Source organism: Pajaroellobacter abortibovis (assembly GCF_001931505.1).
GTDB lineage: Bacteria > Myxococcota_A > Polyangia > Polyangiales > Polyangiaceae > Pajaroellobacter > Pajaroellobacter abortibovis.
In genome coordinates, this window is sequence record NZ_CP016908.1 from 693,670 (window position 1) to 712,159 (window position 18,490).

17 protein-coding genes, 1 tRNA gene and 1 pseudogene are annotated in these 18,490 nt (G+C 46.2%); 9 read left to right on the forward strand and 10 right to left on the reverse strand.

The features are described from left to right. Positions 1-17 precede the first annotated feature (17 nt). Positions 18-1,976 carry a biosynthetic arginine decarboxylase gene (speA, locus tag BCY86_RS03485; RefSeq protein WP_083604164.1) on the reverse strand — a complete coding sequence of 653 codons (1,959 nt, stop codon included), beginning with the start codon at positions 1,974-1,976 and terminating at the stop codon, positions 18-20. 334 nt (positions 1,977-2,310) lie between these two features. Here speA and BCY86_RS03490 point away from each other — a divergent pair, with 334 nt between their 5' ends. After that, positions 2,311-4,200: a BamA/TamA family outer membrane protein gene (locus tag BCY86_RS03490; RefSeq protein ID WP_156865040.1), complete on the forward strand. Its 1,890-nt coding sequence runs from the start codon at positions 2,311-2,313 to the stop codon at positions 4,198-4,200. 22 nt (positions 4,201-4,222) lie between these two features. Here BCY86_RS03490 and BCY86_RS10725 read toward each other — a convergent pair. From BCY86_RS10725 to BCY86_RS03510, 3 genes and pseudogenes are all read right to left on the reverse strand, one after another. Next, a pseudogene (locus BCY86_RS10725) lies at positions 4,223-4,816 on the reverse strand (macro domain-containing protein). 847 nt (positions 4,817-5,663) lie between these two features. Beyond that, a complete protein-coding gene (locus tag BCY86_RS03505) occupies positions 5,664-6,734 on the reverse strand; it encodes a pyridoxal phosphate-dependent aminotransferase (RefSeq protein WP_083604167.1) in 1,071 nt (356 codons plus the stop codon). Between the two features lie 9 nt (positions 6,735-6,743). After that, entirely contained in the window at positions 6,744-8,468 is a 1,725-nt protein-coding gene (locus tag BCY86_RS03510) for an NAD-dependent malic enzyme (protein WP_075276480.1), read from the reverse strand. An 88-nt stretch (positions 8,469-8,556) separates the two neighbouring features. On the opposite strand from BCY86_RS03510, the gene BCY86_RS03515 reads away from it, so the two are divergent. Continuing rightward, the gene (locus BCY86_RS03515) at positions 8,557-9,330 is read left to right on the forward strand and encodes a YdcF family protein (RefSeq protein WP_075277557.1); all 774 of its coding nucleotides are present in this window, start codon (positions 8,557-8,559) and stop codon (positions 9,328-9,330) included. 175 nt (positions 9,331-9,505) lie between these two features. Beyond that, positions 9,506-9,733, forward strand: coding sequence for a hypothetical protein (locus BCY86_RS10185; RefSeq protein ID WP_075276481.1), 228 nt, complete (start codon positions 9,506-9,508; stop codon positions 9,731-9,733). A gap of 183 nt (positions 9,734-9,916) precedes the next feature. On the opposite strand, the gene BCY86_RS10510 is transcribed toward BCY86_RS10185, so the two are convergent. The 5 genes from BCY86_RS10510 to BCY86_RS03545 form a co-directional block, all read right to left on the reverse strand. After that, the gene (locus BCY86_RS10510; RefSeq protein ID WP_216636031.1) at positions 9,917-10,051 is read right to left on the reverse strand and encodes a thiamine phosphate synthase; all 135 of its coding nucleotides are present in this window, start codon (positions 10,049-10,051) and stop codon (positions 9,917-9,919) included. Positions 10,052-10,053: 2 nt separating this feature from the next. Next, positions 10,054-10,362, reverse strand: coding sequence for a thiamine phosphate synthase (locus BCY86_RS10515; protein ID WP_275935850.1), 309 nt, complete (start codon positions 10,360-10,362; stop codon positions 10,054-10,056). A gap of 104 nt (positions 10,363-10,466) precedes the next feature. Next, positions 10,467-10,901, reverse strand: a complete 435-nt coding sequence (locus tag BCY86_RS03535; protein WP_075276483.1) for an EVE domain-containing protein — start codon at positions 10,899-10,901, stop codon at positions 10,467-10,469. A 37-nt stretch (positions 10,902-10,938) separates the two neighbouring features. Then, complete coding sequence (locus BCY86_RS03540) at positions 10,939-11,151, reverse strand: hypothetical protein (RefSeq protein ID WP_075276484.1); 213 nt, start codon at positions 11,149-11,151, stop codon at positions 10,939-10,941. 172 nt (positions 11,152-11,323) lie between these two features. Then, positions 11,324-12,010: a hypothetical protein gene (locus tag BCY86_RS03545; protein ID WP_156865041.1), complete on the reverse strand. Its 687-nt coding sequence runs from the start codon at positions 12,008-12,010 to the stop codon at positions 11,324-11,326. 659 nt (positions 12,011-12,669) lie between these two features. Here BCY86_RS03545 and BCY86_RS03550 point away from each other — a divergent pair. Further along, positions 12,670-12,861, forward strand: a complete 192-nt coding sequence (locus BCY86_RS03550; RefSeq protein ID WP_075276486.1) for a hypothetical protein — start codon at positions 12,670-12,672, stop codon at positions 12,859-12,861. Positions 12,862-12,876: 15 nt separating this feature from the next. Next, a tRNA-Ala gene (locus BCY86_RS03555) sits at positions 12,877-12,949 on the forward strand. A 28-nt stretch (positions 12,950-12,977) separates the two neighbouring features. Here BCY86_RS03555 and BCY86_RS03560 read toward each other — a convergent pair. Beyond that, positions 12,978-14,705: a DUF6909 family protein gene (locus tag BCY86_RS03560; protein ID WP_075276487.1), complete on the reverse strand. Its 1,728-nt coding sequence runs from the start codon at positions 14,703-14,705 to the stop codon at positions 12,978-12,980. 280 nt (positions 14,706-14,985) lie between these two features. Between BCY86_RS03560 and BCY86_RS09690 the strand changes: the two genes are divergently transcribed. The 4 genes from BCY86_RS09690 (at position 14,986) to cyaY (ending at position 17,814) form a co-directional block, all read left to right on the forward strand. After that, a complete protein-coding gene (locus tag BCY86_RS09690; RefSeq protein ID WP_156865042.1) occupies positions 14,986-15,318 on the forward strand; it encodes a hypothetical protein in 333 nt (110 codons plus the stop codon). Positions 15,319-15,834: 516 nt separating this feature from the next. Further along, positions 15,835-16,986 carry an acyl-CoA dehydrogenase family protein gene (locus tag BCY86_RS03575; RefSeq protein WP_075276490.1) on the forward strand — a complete coding sequence of 384 codons (1,152 nt, stop codon included), beginning with the start codon at positions 15,835-15,837 and terminating at the stop codon, positions 16,984-16,986. A 28-nt stretch (positions 16,987-17,014) separates the two neighbouring features. Beyond that, entirely contained in the window at positions 17,015-17,434 is a 420-nt protein-coding gene (gene apaG, locus BCY86_RS03580; RefSeq protein ID WP_075276491.1) for a Co2+/Mg2+ efflux protein ApaG, read from the forward strand. Positions 17,435-17,484: 50 nt separating this feature from the next. Then, positions 17,485-17,814, forward strand: coding sequence for an iron donor protein CyaY (cyaY, locus tag BCY86_RS03585; RefSeq protein ID WP_156865043.1), 330 nt, complete (start codon positions 17,485-17,487; stop codon positions 17,812-17,814). Positions 17,815-18,490: the final 676 nt, after the last annotated feature.

Sequence of the window (18,490 nt, forward strand, 5' to 3'; positions counted from 1 at the left end):
CAAAAGAATTAGAAAAATTACTCTTCTTCAGTGAGATACGTATAAATTCCGAAGCTCTTTTCATAATGCTGCATCAGTAGGCGCATCTGAGGAAGCGTTGTCTGACCTCGCCGGTGTGATCGCTCTGCTTGTTGTCGTACGGTTTCGATCATGTGATCTGGGAGATACTGGACGTAGTGAAGTACTTCTGCGATGGAATCCCCTTTGACAACGTGAGCTACTTGATAGCCTTCAGGTCCCAGCTGGACGTGAATCACATTAGTATCTCCAAACAGATTGTGCAAATCGCCCAAAATTTCTTGGTATGCCCCATTTAAAAAGAGCCCCATGTAATAAGGTTCTCCCTTTCTGTATGGGTGCACTTCCAACAGCCCTTTGACATCCTCTCGATCGATAAAATGATTGATGGCGCCGTCGCTGTCACATGTCAGATCGACGAGGGTAGCTCTCAACGAAGGTTCCTCCTGCAAGCGATGGATTGGCATAATCGGGAACAGCTGTTTAATCGCCCAGATATCCGGTGCGGATTGGAATACGGAAAAATTTGAGTAGTAGATGGAGGAGAGCTCTTTCTCGAGGTTCTTGAGCTCTTCAGGGATGAATTTCTGATTCCGCATGACTTTGATGATTTTTTCGCAGCAGCCCCAGAAAGTGCGTTCAGCCTCCGCCCGTTCTCGGAGGCGAACATACCCGAATTTAAAGAGGCTCTGTAACTCTTCTTTTGCCTGCAGTGCATCGTGAAGAGACTCCTGCAGGTTTTTGGGCATGATCCCTTGATACGTTTCGTAGAGAGTCTTTAAGATCGGGTGAGCGTTTGGAGAAGGTGGTTGTGGTTCCCCTGCGCGTACTCCATAGGAACCTACGATTTCGAAGATCAAGATCGATTGATGTGCGACAATCGCTCGTCCTGTTTCTGTAACTAGAGTTGGGACGTCGATGGAAGCACGTGTACACGCTTCTTGCACTGAAGAAACTACGTCGTAGGCGTATTCCTGCATATTGTAGTTCTTGGAAGCGTGGAAATCTGTTTTTGAGCCGTCGTAGTCGACTGCTAGCCCGCCGCCTACGTCTAAGTAACGCATATGACAGCCCATTTTGGCGAGTTCGACATAGAGGGTGGCTGCTTCTCGCATTGCGTTTTTGATTGGGATAATGCTGGAGATTTGGCTGCCCATGTGAAAGTGCAGCAACTGCATGCTAGAAAGCATGTTCTTTTCGGCCAGTCGATCGACCACTTCTACGATTTCCGACGCAATCAGGCCAAATTTCGCTCGATCGCCAGTTGAATCGGCCCATCGCCCTACCCCTTTTGAAGTGAGTTTCGCGCGTACTCCCAGGATGGGAATGATCCCTGTTTTTTCGGAAGCTCGGAAGACGAGTTCGAGTTCTTCAATCCTTTCGAGCACGAAGATAATGGTTTTATCGACTCGTTGTGCGAGAAGGGCGGTTTCGATGTATTTCTGGTCTTTGTACCCGTTGCACAGGATAAGCCCTCCTACGTCATCCATCGCTGCAAGGGCGATCAGAAGTTCCGGCTTAGAGCCTACTTCTAAGCCGAAAGACCATGGGCGTCCGAATTTGATGATCTCTTCAACCACATGTCTCTGGGGGTTTACTTTGATTGGGTAGACACCTCGATAGACCCCTGCATACGAATACTCGCTAATCGCTTTTGCAAAGCATTGATTGAGACGTTGAATCCGATCTTTTAAGATATCGGGAAAGCGTATAAGGAGGGGGAGAGCGAGTCCTCGGGCCTTCAAATCTTTTGTTAAAGCGAGCAAATCGATCCGCTGATGCCGCTCCGGATCTGGGCGAACTTCTACATTCCCTTCCTCATTAACGATAAAATAAGGTTCTCCCCATCCTCTCACATTGTAGAGATCAGCACTTTTAGCGGATGACCATCCATTCCCCGACAGGGGAGGCTGGGCAGCAAGCAGTTCATTCTTTGCTGGTTCATGATGAGATGACATGTTCCCTCAATTGAGTCGGTTGAAGGGTAGAAAGTAGTAAAGGGATAACACTTGAGGGTGCTTATATCAATTTCCCTCTAAGTTGCAGTTTAAATAATTAGGAAATGGATATGAGCTTCTCAGGATGAAGGAAGACGAATATGAACAGCCCTCTAGGTATTGAAGAGAGAAACGTGAAGGGACATCGATTGCAACCATGAACAGAGGGAGAGGGATTTTCCATGGGGCTGAGGAGGAGATAACTGAATTGCAGGAGAGGGATGGGAAGGGGCTGCAGAGATACTACTGCCCCTTTCTCCACAAGGGATACCTGTTACACAAGTTTGGAAAAAGAATGGCTTTCTGGAAAAATATGGTTTTTAAAGCTTCGGTAGGTCGTTTTTTTCGCCTACTTAGTCTGGGTGTAGTCTTCCAGTGGATGTGGGTGGAGTACCTTCAAGCACAGCCTGAGAGAATAGCAGATAAATTGCATGGGTATTCTCTCTATGAGCAGGAATCGATCGCCTATGCGGAACGGAAGTACGATAGTGCAGTGGACCCTGCTCCAGAAGGAAAAGTCATCGAGGGTATTGAAATTCTTTCTCTCGATGTTTTTGAGAAGCGAGATCCCTTCCCTTCGATTTTTAATTCGCTCCATGTGCTTACCCGCTCGCATATTATTGAGCGTGAAGTGCTGCTTGTAAAAGGGGGCTTCTATGAACAACAGTGGGCGGATGAAACTGCGAGGAATCTCCTTCAGCTCCGTCCTCTTGCGTTTGCCTTATGTGTTCCGCTCAAGGGGAGTACCCCTCATCAAGTTCGGCTTGTGGTGATCACAAAAGATCTGTGGAGTTTGCGTTTAGATGGAAATTTCAGTGGGACGTTCGCTTCATCGTTTGAGCAAACTTTCCTGCAGTTCAAAGAAATCAACATCGCTGGTGTGCACCAGATGGCTGCTGTGCTCTTTGAACTTCGGAATGATACATATTTTTTGGGGGAGAGATACATCATTCCACGTGTTCTGGATACGCGCATCAATGTAGGTGTCTCCTTGGGGGTGTTCATAAATCGCGAGACCCATTCACAGGAAGGATTTTCTGGGAAGTTCAGCGTTCAACAGCCTCTCTATTCAACCTTTGCAAAATGGGCTGGAGGGATTTCTGGACTGTGGGGGAGCAAGATCGTTCGTCATTATGTAGGGGGGCGTCTGGCGCGCTATCAGGGGCGTTCTGCCAATGAAGAGATAAGTGATCGCAGCAATATGCCTTATGAATATGGTCACTCTTTCTTTCTAATAGAACCTATGTTAACACGCTCTTTTGGGAGCTGGCTTAAACACGATTGGACGTTGGGGGGACAATTCAAGCGAGATCTCTACCACGTAAATGATTTTCCGGATCTAGATCCTTCTCTGGTGGCTGAATTTATTCGTTCGAGAGTCCCTCCCACAGAAACGCGAGTGTATCCTTATATCCAGTATCGTACCTATACGACCCAATTTTTGCGCGGTCTCGATTTTGAACTTTTTGCGTTGCAGGAGAATTTTCGTTTAGGGCACGATTTCTACGTGCGTGTCTATCCAATCCTCTGTGCTTTCGGTTCGTCGCGTAATGTGATGGGTATGTTAGCTGGCCTTCAGTACACACTACCCCTTGGCACTGGATTTACGCGGTTCAGCATCAATTCACTGACAGAAATGCAGACGGATGCATCCGTTTCTGACGCATCGATTCAATTGAATGGCAGGGTCAATAGCCCTCGAACATGGGCGGGCCGGTTTGTATTCGATTCTGTCCTTCTCAATCGCTATAAGAATTTTCTCAACCAGCGAGATACTATTGGAGCCTACAATCGATTGCGAGGATACCCTTCGAATTGGCTAATGGGGAGCGATTTCGTTGCAGCGAACCTTGAATTCCGCTCCTGGCCCATTCAAGCCTTTTCATGCCAGTTCGGAGGGGTTTTATTCTATGACATGGCAGGGGCCTTCGATACGTTCAGCAAGACCCGTCTCTATCGTTCTTTTGGATTTGGGCTGAGGGCATTACTTCCTCAGATCAGTCGCCTCGTCTTTCGAATCGATATGGGCTTCCCTCTCAATCAGAACTCCCCTTTTAACACAGACCCGTCGCTGAATATTGATTCTCAGTCTCATATCCTATCCCCCAGGGTGGAACCCTTTTCTATTTCATTTGGTCTCGGTCAGGCCTTCCCCCTTAATTCGATTCAGGAAGATTGGTATTAAATAACCCTTCGAAGAGTTCCACTCAGTATTCTGAGCAGTGCTTCTTGTTTTTTTTGAGGTAATCGTACGCACCATTAGCGAAACAGAAAAACCGAATTTCCTTGAGGTGATTCGATTTCTTAAGGGTCTCTTCTCCTTCTTTTACTTTGATGTAAGCTCCCTGATCCAGGGGATATCCAGAGATCTCTGTACTGATGCTGGGAATTGCTATCCTCTGCACTTTCTTTTCTTCTGCACGCTCATACGTGTTCTTGTAGGCAAGTCCGAGAGGGTGAAGTTTGTTCTTCTACCCTCCTACCTATCGAGGGCCAACGGTGTGAATAATCCAATTGACGTTTTGGGGGCTAGAGCTGAGGTTATGAGTACTTGTCACTTTCGCTTCTCCTACGGGACATCTCACATTGAGAGGATTTTTAGGCAATTGCTCACACCCTGCTTTGAGTACAGTTCCTGCTGCTTTGTGAATGGCTCCATCAATCCCTCCACCTCCTGGCAGAGTCTCATTGGCTGTATTTACGATGGTATTTACAGTGGTTGGATCGAACTCCGGTTGCGTGATATCTTGCTTGGGAACGTTTATTATCTTCCCCCGAGTGATGCAAAAGTTTTCACAAATCCACCGCCTGAATTGTCAAACTGCTTAGCGAGTAAAATGATCGTGAGTGCGAGAGCGTCTGTTTTCTCGATTCCAGTGCTTTTCTTGGGATTGGTAAGGTCAGTTAGTGTGATTAAGGAAGGAAAGACCAACTTAATCCTGGTTAAGATCCTGTTCCATTGACGTATACTAGACCATCTTTTGACCACTGAATTGTTCTCCCTTGACTGTCTTTCATAGGGAATAGGAAGAGGATTGAATTCTGAAGGATGTTGATAATTTGGTCGTCATTTGGTATGATAGAAGCTTGTCTAGGGGTATCTAAAGAGAGTAGAAAGCTGTCCTTTCCTTCCTTGCTAGTGTATGGATAAGAGATCAATTCTGTGAGGATAGACTTTGTTGAGCATACTGAGCCTCTGTATGTCTCCCGTTGGTAGGTCAGCTATCATTGGATAGAATTGAAGGACGGTCGAATAAATCAGAAAGAAGAGAATGGGGAACGCATTCCGCTTGCGTCCATACCCTTTCAGTAGCTGAATGAGTGAATGAAATGGGGGGAGGTGACTGATGCATCTTCTCCCTTTGGAAGCGTGTTAACAATGCTGGATGGTGTGGAAGTCGAATGACATCTAATTAATGAGAGATTTAATAAACGCCATTTTCCTTTCATGACTCGCTTCTTTCTGTGCTAAAGATAAGGGGGTTATAAGATTCAGCATAGCCCATCAGGAAGCGATTATAGTATTATGACAAAAAAATAACATATTTATTCGTGACGTATTTTTTTCTCGATGTAGTCGGCGAGCTTCTCAATCCCTTCTCGAAAGAGGACAGGGGAAGGGAGCAAACTGAGGACGACATACGCTTCTTACTCGAAACCGTAGTAGTACCCTGGATGTATGTAGACTCCCTTCTCTTTGAGCAGTCCTATACACCATTCCTCTTCAGAAAGAATCCGGGGGAGCCGAAGAACCGCATGCCATCCCCCTTCTATCATGAGGAGGGTAGTCGCAGAAGGGGGACAGAAAGTTTGATGAAGTTGATTGAGGTTGAGATGAAGCCGCTCCAGAATGGCTTGCCTGATGGTCGAGCCTGTTTCCAATAAATGGGGAGTCGCAGCCTGTACAGGAGAATTCACGCTCAAAAAAGTATCGGCAATCCACTCAAGTCGATGAGTTAACTCTTGTAGATGCATGGGTGTGCCTTTCCATAGGATCCAGCCTAATTTGACCTGAGGAAGTCCTACCAGCTTAGAAAGCCCCCCTAGAGAAAAACGTAATCCTCGGTCCGTTTCCAAAATACTTCTGACTTGACGGGGATGGGAACACAATGGGTAAGCGGAGAATACTTCATCGGAGAGCAGGGGGAGTTCTGTAGCGAGAAGGTGGTTCAGTTCATCCAACTTGAGGTAAGAGCCGGTTGGGTGATTGGGATTGACAATGACGATCGCCTTGCTTTTCCGGGATATTCTGCCTAGCAGCGAGGAGAAATCGATGTGCCATTCTCCATCGTAGGCGAGTCGGTAGGGGGTAAGGACAACGGACTCTAAAGAAGCAATTGCTTGCAGAAGTGGGTAGCTAGGCTGGGGGACTAGAATTTCGTCCCCTGGATCACAGAGGAGCTTAAACAAAAAAGAATAACTCTCACTGCTGCTTGCCGTCAACATCACTTGAGACGGAGAGATAGGATATCCGCCCGTTCGGTAGTAGTTTGCGATCGCCTCCCGAGCGGTGAGCATCCCGAGCGGAGTTGGATCGTAATGGAGGGAATGTCCAGCCATAATAGTTTGAAGGAGGGACCCTCCAGGATAAGGGAGATCGACCTGGGTTGGATTCGATTCTGTCAGATTCCAGATGGGGTGCCCTTCTTTCTTTTTTTTGCAAAGATCTTGAAAGAGGGGGCTTTCTTCCCTCTTGCAGAGGCTTCGTTCTGAAAACATAGGGCAGTTCTAAGGCGAATGCTTAATGCTCTTAATCGGAAGATACCCCGCTCTCCAGAAATGAGAACGGACGTATTCCGGTAAATTATTACAGGCCGCAGCGTCTAGTAGACTGACGCCGTCCCGTATGGCCTGCTCGATGACCCTAACGGTTACATGCATTGAAACTTGCTGTAGTTCTGAAATGGAGGGATAGAGACGGAGAGTGTAGGAGGACTGCGTATATTCATGTAAGGCATATGCAGCGGCAAGTACCATGGAGTCAGTCACTTCGGCTGCTTTCGACAGGGAAGTTCCCAGGCCGAGCCCTGGAAAGATGAATGCATTATTTCCTTGTCCTATTTTCTTAGAAATTCCATTTAGAGAGACAGGAGGGAAGGGGCTTCCTGTGGCTATCAGGGCATTCCCTTGGGTCCACTTGAGAAGAGAATCAGGCGCTGCTTCGGATGCGCTTGTTGGATTGGATAGAGGGAAGATAATTGGCTGTTTGGTGTGCGCAAGCATGGTCTGTACCACTCGCTCAGAGAAGGCGCCTCCCTGTCCTGAAAGGCCGATCAAAATTGTGGCTTGGCTGTTTCCAAGCGTTTCGATCAAATTGGGAATTTGGTTTTGAAAACGCCATCCCTTGAGGATAGCTGGGTCTTGAGCATAAGGGATCTTGTAAGCCTCCATTTTCCGGTCAGTCGTCAGTAGACCTTGGGAATCCGTTACAAAAATACGTGCTCTGGCTTTCTCTTCAGTCAATCCCTCTTTCTTCATCCCTTCCTTGAAAGCCCAGGCCACTCCGATCCCACCAGCTCCTGCTCCGTGAATGACAATCCACTGGTCTTGAAGCTTTTCTCCTCGGATCCTGCAGGCACTTAATACTCCTGCCAGCGCCACAGCTCCTGTCCCCTGGATGTCATCGTTAAAAGAGGGGAGTGTCTTGCGATATCGCTCCAGAACAGAAAAAGCGACCTCTTTGGCGAAGTCTTCCCATTGAATCACAGCTTGGGGGTGTTGCTTATGAATCGCCTCTACGAACCGATCAAGGAAGTCGGAGTAGGAAGAACCTGTAAGTCGTTTAGTGCGCGTGCCGATGTACAAAGAATTATTTAATAAGTCAGCTCTATTGGTCCCGACATCCAGTCCAACAGGCAATGTGTGGAAAGGATTCATCCCCCCTGCGACTGTGTAAAGTGCCAGTTTTCCAATTGTGATATTAATGCCTCCGTACCCCTGATCTCCAATTCCTAGGATCGCTGAGGAATCCGTCACTACAACCATTCGAATATCCTGAAGGGGATAATTTTGAATCAGTGCTTCTACCTCTTGGATGTTGTGGGGTGATAACGAAAGCCCTCGGGAATGAATGCAAAGAGAACTGAACCGTTGAATGACATCTCCTATGGTTGGAGTGTAGATGATGGGGAGCATCTCTTCCAGATGGCGCTCAAGAAGGCTGAAGTAAAGGACTTCATTTCTCTCCTGTAAAGCCCTAAGAAACATGTACTGATGGATAGGGGATGAGCATCTCTGAAATTCACCATAAGAGATCTCGATCTGTTGCTCCAATGTCATCGGGGTGGGGGGGAGAAACCCTACCAGCTTCAAGTCAGCGCGTTCTTCCAGAGTGAAGGCTGTTCCTTTGTTGAGGAGTGGATTCAGTAGGATCGAATGCCCTTCAAGGGTGGTGGCAAGGGAAGGGGTTGGCTCATCGTTTTTTAAAAAAATGAATGGAGTTAGTGGTTGCATGAATTCACTCTAGCGATTTCTGTTTCAAATGGGTTATTTTCTTCCTTTTGGAATTTTTTGTTTTACTCTCTTAGAGCCTAGGTTGAAGATGTTCTTCTTTTTATCCAAGATATTTGATCTTTTTCTATCCCCCTTAACTTGGAGTATAGGGCTCTGCCTCTTCAGCTTTCTTTTTTTTGCAAAAAGGAAAATAAAAACTGCTCAATTAGCATGTCTATTGGCTTTTTTGATATTATATGGCTTTTCCATTTATCCGGTAGCTAATTTTCTTGCTAAAGGTCTGGAAGAGCCTAACCTTACTACTTTTAATCCTACTATTCCATACGATGTTGCGATCGTTCTTGTGGGGATGGTTGAAGAGGATGTGACACTCCAATTTGCGCAGATCGCCTTTAATGATGGAGTGGAAAGATTTTTGACCGCGTATAATCTGCTCCGTTCTGGCCAGACTAAGTTGGTTCTTTTCTCAGGGACTAGCGCAAGGCACTATCCTTGGGAGTCTGAGTCGCGTCTACTCGGTCATCAGCTTGAGCAGTGGGGGATCCCAGGAAATAGAATTCTGGTTGAAGAAAAAAGTAGAAATACATTGGAAAGTGCTCAATTCCTCAAATCAATCGTACAAGAGCGGGGCTGGAAAAAATGCTTGCTTATTACAAGCAGTTATCATATGCAGCGGGCGCTTAACTGTTTTCAGAAGGTAGGGATTGAAGTCGATACGCTTTCGGTCGACTTTCGCTCTTCGAACCAACCTATCTCGTTTAAGCATTGGTTGCCTCGAACGAAATGGCTTTTGATGAGCACAGAAAGCCTACACGAGTATGGCGGAAGGTATGTTTATCGCTTTTTGTCTTTTTCTTCTTAAAATAGTTGGGTGGAAGTAGGATGATAATCATCCGAATAACCGTAAGGAAAATGGTTGTCTTCTTCCTAGTTGATGGTTGGGAGATTTTTTATAACAAAGCAAAGAAATCATCAAACTTCAGGATGGTTCCTCTCAGCGCTTCCACCATGATGTGTCACGCTGTGTGAATCGTAGGATGGTGGTACAGCGTTTGTCCCTGATCCTCATTGATGGAGGGTTCTCTTTTGTCGCTGATGACTTATCAGAAGTGCTGGCGGAGGAATTCATTGCTTCCGCGACGTCTGGAGAAGAACAAGGGGAAGAATACCGTGATATGATTGTAGAAGAGGAGATTGAGGGACCTTTTGTGAAGGAGAAGAGGCGGAAGGATGTTAATGAGAAACCTCGACTTAGTAAGATGTGAGGTTGGATAGCTGTCTCTGTTGTTCGATCTTTTCTGAGCAACATCTCAGTTGTGGCCGCGGGATCTTGTGCGTGGTCGATTGCAGCCATCAGCATAATTCCATCGACTTGGGCTTACAAAACAGAATCCACATTAGATCAATTAATGCCTCCAATGGCGACAAGCGGAAGACGAATTTTCTGTTTAAGCTGGTTTAGAAACCCTTCGAGGTGCTGCGTTGGCTTTTTTGCTGAAGGTTGGAAAGAGCGGTCCCAAAACGAGATAAGAAGGCTTAAGAGCAAGCCCCTTTTCGATCTCCTCATCCGAATAGGTACTCACTCCTAATCGCAGCCCTGCTTTGCGGATTGCAGGGAGGAGGGAGGAAGGAGGTCAGCGGTGTGAAGATTCTCTTGGCCTAGATGAATGCCATAAGCTCCTAAACGAATTGCGAGTTCCCATTCATCATTGATGAATAGCCGTATGTTACAAGAACGGGTGATTTGCGTCGCTTCTCGAATGATGGTTGTTAGCGCGTAAGCAAGGTATCCTTTTATGCGTAGTTGAATTGTTTGAATCCCTGTTGGAGCCAATCGTTGTATCCATTCTAGACTGTCTACAGTAGGGTAGAGACCTAGGGGTTTCGTTCCGATATCTGCAAAAGGATAGAGATCCTAAATAGCTCTCCGTTCGTGTTTCTTGATTTTAAAAGTTATCAAACAGTGAGTGATTGAACAAAAGCATCAAGCAAAAAAACTCAGAGGATTAGTTGTGTGTTTCCCAAATGAAGAACAATTTTAAATTCTTCTTCTGTGACAGGAGCCACAGAGAGACGGGAGCGTCGCACCAAAACCATCTTGTCAAGAGCTGGGGTGGCTTTGAGGAGTGTGAGAGATACAGGTTGATTCAAAGGCATGACAGGTTCTACCTCTACGGCTATCCATTTCTCAGGAGAAGTGGGATCAGCATGGGCTGTTCTGCATATCCGCGCAATGCCGACAATTTCTTTCCCTTGATTCGAATGATAAAAAAAAGCGAGATCGCCCAGCTGCATCTGACCTAAATAGTAGCGAGCTTCAGGATTTCTGACTCCCTCCCACGTAGTTTTCTTCTCGGCGATCAATTGGGAAAAGGAGTAACTTGACGGCTCGCTTTTGAGAGACCAATAACGAACCTGCTGTTTCTCTGTCATTCCCTTCTCCTCAATCTTAGATGTTCAATTAATGCCCTCATGAGAGTGGCTCGAATAGCCATGTCTCTTGGGGTTTTCGCTCCATGAGATCACATGCGTTTCGAATTTCGCGCCCTTTCTGGAAGACGCGGATGCAAGCTGATGGACCATCTCGATGGTGAGCGTCGAGGTAGTCCTTTTTAAGATAGAATGTTCCTTGAAATGTGTCGTCGATGTAAAGGCGTGTTGTGTTAGGCTTCTGTTGAATCATGCACCAAGGGTGGGAGGATTTCTCTGGTTGAGGTGAGCAGTCATATTTGCTATTTCCATACGGGACTCTGGGGGGTGTGGATGCTTGTGAAGGGATGGATTCTGAGACTGCATGAAGGACAATTGCCGGTGAATCGGAAATATCATCTTCAGTCTTTAGGTTGAAGAGAGGACTACAGCGATTCAATAATAGTTTGATTAGACTCTGCAGACAATGTAAGAAAAACCTCTCCTTCTCTTTCACCTTCGTCTGTATAATTGGCTCGGACAATGTAATTTCCATATACATCTGCAGCAAATCGCGCGTTATTTTTATCTGCATCTTTTTGGGCTTGTGCTCTAGAGCCTTTTGGAATGGAGGAAAGCGCCCATGTTTTATTATGGATTTTTTGATCGTTGGGAGAAAAGCTGCATTCGATGGTGTCTCCAAGTGGAATGGAAGCATTGGCAGACAGTGTGACAGATTGCCCATCGAGATAGCAGTTGATAGAAACGGGGGCAGGTTCTCCACATGCGATGGTGTGAACCGAATCAACATGGAAGAGAACAGGCTTATGCGTTCGAGGAGCGAGCACGATATCAAAGGGTAGCCCTTCTTTTCTTTCATAAATGAAGCAATCTTTACCAGGTAATGTTTCTGTGATGTAAATATGGAATGCCGTTTCTCCTTCAACAATGCGGGTAATTCTTAAAGACCGCGCTGCCTTTCCATCGCCAGCTGCCACGATGATCATAAAACGAGACCAATCGAGAGTGAGCGGCAGAGGGATCTGTTTCCCATCTCTCTCAGGAAAAATAGAATTCCATGTGGTGGTATCTTGGATCACTCTAAATCCTGGCTGAGGTATAGACGGGTTCATTAAGCCCCAGCGCGTGAACTTCAATTCTTCCCCTTTTTCAATAGGGGCTCGTGTATCAGGCTTATAATGGATAACTGAAGTTACATTCGGATGGATGCAGCCTACCTGGTGCGAACAGAGAAAAAAGAATATCCAAATCGATTGCAAGAAAGAGCGATCCATACTTATTCCGCAATGTACCCAAGTTTTGATTTTGCTTATAGTAAATAATCAATCAGCCTTACAGAACGATACATGGTGGAATATGTTTTGTGCGTGTGTCGTGCCATGTTTTCCATAGAGGTAGTCCTCTTAAAAAGGAGATCCTGATCTCGTTATCACGGTAGATTGGTGAAAGTTTTCCTACCTAATAGTTTACATCTTTGATCGAGACAAAAATACGTCCAATTAGATTTCAATGGGCGTTTCTGCATGGGAAGGCTCTTTGGTGAGATACGGGAGCCATTTAGCGAGTAGCAATCCAAAGCTTTTGGACTGATCGTTCTACCGAAAGCGTATGAGATAGCTGGAGTGTTGGAGGAGGATGAATAGACAAGGTGAAAAGGACCCATCTGTTGGTGTTGATGGAGATCATTTCATGGTCAGGAGAGGTTAGACTGCTTATTTTCTTGTAGGCTGTTCCTCTAGCGATTATATTATAAGGGGGATTAAAATAAGCAATGGAAAAATCGCGTTCAGGAGTGTTAAAAGAGTCTCGCAACCGAGGGATCGCTGCGGGTGCAGCGGCAACTGCCACGCTGGTTGCCGGTTTAACTTTAGGGGCTTATGTAGCGATCGTCCCTGCCATTCCCACGGTAATTTTAGGGTGGAAATGGTGGAAACATCGGTTGGAAAATGGTATTCGCTTTTAGCCGTTGATGTGATCAGGGGTCGTAGCTCAGTTGGGAGAGCGCATGCATGGCATGCATGAGGTCACGGGTTCGATCCCCGTCGGCTCCACAGAATAAGGACAAGCAGCAGCAGCTTTTTAGAGCTTATCCTTAGAAGACAATCGTTCGACTTCTTTTTGAAAGATTCTTTTTATAATTGCGATGCTGCAGGCATAGGTAGCATCTACACCAAAAAAGCTGAGGCTTTTGGATAAGAGAGATTGCCTGCGTGAGTAGGGGGTATCCGATGCGTAATGAACGATTCCTATATCAAAGGGGGTTTGAGAAGAGAGATGGATGATCTTGTTGCCTGGAACGCGCGTAGGGTGGATTAATTCATAAATCGCACTTAAGAAAGGGCCGGCTTCCATCTCAAGTACGGTGTACCCTTGGCGGTAAAAATGGTTCGTGTATTCCTGATTCTGAAGGAAAGCACTTCTGACAGTAAGCGCTGCTTGATTATCGAATACGCTGCCATAGCGTAAATATGGGCTGATCTCTTTGGTGGTGAGCGCATTCTTAAAGAAAAAGGTGTTGTGCGAATGCTCATCGTAGACGGAATCACTCAGAGATACATCTCCCACCCTTCCATTAAGGGTGGCGGCTTTCCCCATAATATAAACCCCTCTCAACTCTCCAACTCCTTGTCCCAGTCGAGAGAGAAGGTGATAAGCAGCCATTCCTAAAGGATAGTCAATGTTGACCACAACCGCATCGCTTTGGCTCAATAGTTCAATATTGGGGATCAAGAGGCGGTGATCGAGACGGGATGGAACGACTGCTGAGAGGTTGATTAGCTGTGCATCGATTTCAATATGACCGGGTTCAGCCAAGTGAATAAGCCCCCCTTCTTTTTCGAATGCACGGATCTCTTGAACGAGATTCTCTTCACGATGGGCAGCGAGGTAATGCCTCAAGAGGTAATAGAGGAAAGGGGCTAGCTCTGTTTCGTCCCCCTTTTGGGATGCGGCGTTTACACTTACTCCAAGCCCTTCTGGATCACGCTCTTTTGCAAATTGAAGCAATTCTTGTTTATGAGCTCTTGCATACCCTCCTACGAGATTGGCAGTTCCGTGGGTGTTGGATGAGACAAAGTAGACGGGTGCTCGTCGAGAGGAAGCTTTTTGAAGAAAGGAGGGCTCGACTCCACTCCACCAGCGCTGTGCTGCACGTTGGTATTGAGAGTAGGAAGCGGCTAACATTCTTAAACGTATATCCAAAGGGGACTTAATCAAATTGCGCATCTGCTTGAGAAAAACCGAAGGTTGGAAAGCCTCGATCAGCCTTTCAACTTCTGAAATATCAATCCCTAAGCGTTGAGAGAGCATGTTGAGTAGCGATGGAGAGTGAGAAGACTCTTCATCAAGAAGTTGGGTTGCTCCTTGAAGTCGCCCATGCATTTTGTTCCATTCAATCTGATAAGCGGTGATGATCGGTACAAAATCATCGATATCGCTAGCGCTGGCGATGAAGACAACAAGGATGCTCTGCCCATCGTAAGCAAGCGGTCGCCGGCGACCTCGTGTGCGCACACTGTGCCAGCTTTGCACCTGATATCCTTCTGCTTCGAATAGCTCGTGTGATTGTCCTAAGATCACCAATTTGACCTGAGGCATCTCTTCAGGTAACCGAGCCGCTGCGTAGGCGAAAGCGGATACATCAGGAATTAAAGAAAGAGCTCCTGTGTGAAGGACGGAGCGACAAAACGCGTGTGTCTCTTCAAAAGCGCGCACGCGAACCTCTCCCGAAGAACGCAAGAGGGAATTATAAGTACGCACATACAGATCAACTTCGTGAGAGGCTGCAGCAGGGGAACGATATTCCATTATTTGTCGATAGCGAGCTGTTTGCTTTTTGGCAACTCCAATGCGAGCAGAATGGGAGGAAATGCAATGCTCCCTTTAATTTTTTTCCCTTTGATGGCTAATTGCCACTGTTCTGCATCGAGTATGCCAGCGAATTTAACGTAAAAGACCTGTTTGAGCCTCGCTCAGAAAACACGCTCCCCTTTTTTGAAGCAAAATTGACTGCTTTTGCGTGCATGCTTGAACGTGTGGACGCAGATGTGCTAGCGCTCCAAGAAGTGGGAGGCTTAGCTCCTCTCGAATGGCTTTTGAAGCAGATCAAAAAAAAGAGTATGAGTATAACGAATACCATCTTACCCTGCCCGATCATCGCGGCATCTGCAATGTTGTGTTCTCTCGCTTCTCCTTGTTGCACGTTAACCTTCATTATCAGATAGAGCTGTCGTTCCCTAAGTTTTATGTTGAAGATCCTCTCCCTTTTCGTCAGCGTCTCTTTCTGCGACGCCCTGTGATCGAAGCGAGCGTTGAGATAGGACAGATGGTGAAAAAGTCTATCTTTGAGTATGTCATCTCAATTCTTCCCTTCCCATCTGCTACTCTTTCATTCTTTACAGCGTGTTCTTGTCTCCACTGAGCTCAGGGGGCAAGGGGAAGGGAAATTGCGAAGTAGTTTGTTGCGTGCTGCAGGGGCTCTTTTTCTGAGGGGATGTGTTGATCGAATGAGTACGATCGAACTATCCACTATGTTTGTGGTGCTTGGTGATCTGAATGACCGGCCTTTTTCCATTCCTGTACAGGTTTTATGTGGAGATGTGGAAGAGGCGAGAAGAAATGGGTTATCCCGTTTCACTGTTCTCGAAGGATGTGAAGGTTCTATCCCTCAAGAGCAGTGCTATAGACAGAGCACTATTATAGCATGCTCCATCGTGGAGAACGCATGCAGCTCGATCATATTCTTGTCAATCATTCGCTCTACGAGCGAATTCAACAAGCATACTTTGTGAATGAATATTTAGTAGAACACGATCTGGATATGGAAGGAAGGAAAGGATCGATTGACTCCGAATCATGCTCGTTTTTTGTTTCATTTTAGAAAAAGAAATGAGCGTCCTGCGTTTCGAGTTATAGAAACGGTTGATGAGAGAAGCCCATGAATTTTGATTTGACCCCCGATCAGGAAAGCGCTCGTCAGAGAGCTTATATATTTGCTCAACACCATCTTGTTCCTCAAATTGATGTGTTAGAGAGGGAAAAGGGATGGTTTCGTCATCTTCTTCCTGAGATCAGCAGCGGGGGGTGGATGGGGATAAATGTCCCGAAGGAATACGGTGGGGGAGGGGAGGACAGCGTGGCTTGTGCTCTCATCCTGGAGGAAATGAGTGCTGCGTGGGCTCCGTGTGGGATGGTGATGGGTGTACATCTCGCTCTGTTTTGTGATCCTCTTAGTTGGTGGGGTACTTCAAGACAGAAAGAGTTAATTCTAAGGCCTGCAGCAAAGGGTGAAAAAATAGGGTGTTGTGGTTCTTTTAGGGGGGAGAGCGTTCATTGTTTGCAAGCTTCTCCCGAAAATGATGGAGAACGGTGGCTTCTCAATGGGGTTTATCATTACGTGATCAATGGGCCTTATGCTGATTATATGCTTGTGCTCGCAGAGGAAGTATCGAGCTCGAGAGCAATCGCTTTTGTGGTCCCGATGGATCGTTCTGGTATCACTCGGGGAGAGACAGAGTTGTCTGTTGGAACTCAAGCTGAGTACTTTTGTTCAGTCTCTTTTAAAGATTGTATTGTATCTGCTGATGATCAAATCTGTGCAATCGGCAATGGAGAAGAGGTTGCGAGAGCAATTCGGGATAGAGATGCAATTCGAATTGCTTGTCAGGCAATAGGAATCGCGAGGACAGCGATGGAGCATGTCATTTCTCATACAAATAAGTGTCCGAGAGAAATAGGGGGTGCTTCTTCAGAATATCAGACGGTTCAGTTTATGATCGCCAATATAGCGGTTGGGTTGGATGTTGCTCGCCTCCTTGTGTGGAAGGCCGCCCTCAAGAAAGATCAGGGTTCTCTTTTTGCGGAAGAAAGTGTAGTAGCGAAAATATATGCTACGGATATGGTTACACGTGTGGTCCAACAAGCTCTTCAGGTCTGTGGATATTTCCATTCGGAAGAAGCATCAGCTGTCAGGCGTTGTGAGCGCGATGCCACAATCACTGCGCTGCAAGCAGGGCCTGTTCACATCGAACGATTATGCCTTGGACGTTCACCTTCCCTCAATAAGAAAACGACGGCATCGGTCAGTTGATAGATAAGAAAGGATGGTCAGGATTCCCATGAATGACACGATTATAAGGAGAAATGCATTTGGGACTTCTACTGCAATTACGCGAGGAATCTGGGTATCGGTGAAGGCTGTATATGTTCCTGATCAATCGATTCCCTGCATGCAGCAATATGTTTTTGCGTATACGATCCGGATTGTGAACAAAGGGACAGAAAGTGCTCACTTGCACAGCCGTCATTGGATTGTCAGTGATAGCAATGGGCGGATGGAAAAGGTGCAAGGGGCTGGTGTCGTAGGGCAACAACCCTATTTACAACCAGGCGATAGTTTTGAATATACAAGTGGTTGCGTTCTTCAATCCCCTCGCGGTTGGATGGAAGGGAGCTATCAAATGCATCGGCCAGATGGTAGTTCCTTTGAAGCTGCCATTGCACGGTTTGAGCTTGCGCTTCCACCGAATCTCAATTGAGAGCAGATAACTTAAATTTTATCAGTAGCATATTCACTTTGGGTCGCGATATGGAATCAATTATTTATGACAGACGCGTGGAAGATGTATTCAGGCGATTGGACAAAGGCCTAGAAAAGGTCGATTGTAGTCTTGTCGATTACAATCGAGAGGAGGATGTCGTAAAGATGACGTTTCGCAATGGAAAGCAGTGTGTTCTCAATACCCGACGAGCTGCTTCTCAGATATGGCTTGCAGCGAGAGCGAAGGGATGGCACTTTTCATATGATGAGGCCAGTGGTCAATGGATCGATGGCAAGCATGGAAGGATGGAACTTTTTTCGACGATTGCATCGATTGTTCAAGAAGAGAGTGGTCTTGTGCTGCAGTGGGGAGAATAAACATCTGTTGATTTAATCTTGAGGAAATTGTTAAGCTAGAACAGAGCCTGAAGTGACTGCAGAATCTAATTCAGTTCAAAAAAATATTTTATCCTCTCTCAGGAGGCCTGTAATCAACGACAATCTTACCGTAATAGGAGATGAGCCTTATCTTTCTCTTCTCGTGGTGTTGGTAGGGTTTTGACGGGATAGAGGAGTGGACGGACAATTTATTCTTTACGAGATCAAGCCTCATACGGGGAGTTCTCATCCTGTGCCAGGCAATCCTGTGATCCCCGGGAGGACGTCTTGAAGACATCTTCCTCACACCCCCATGGTCATTCGACTCATTGTAAGGAGAAGGACCGGGTGTGAGAAAGATATCTGTGAAGCACTCTCCTAGAGAGTCATAGAGAGTCACAAGACTGCCTGGCACAGGATGAGAACTCCTAAGAAGGAATGTAGTCAAGAAAACAAACAATCAAGTCTATTGTCTCTGTGAGTCTATGAGTGTTGTCTCGTGTCAGAAAAAGAGAACTACAGATAAATCTTGATTTTGCTTGAGACCTATTGACATTGGCATTGAGTAGACATATGGATCTTGATGTTAAAACCATTACCCTTGCGTAAGGGTTAAGTTTTGAAAATTATCTCTTCCTTTAGAGTAAAATTTGATTTTCTATTGTTTTTCAAAGAG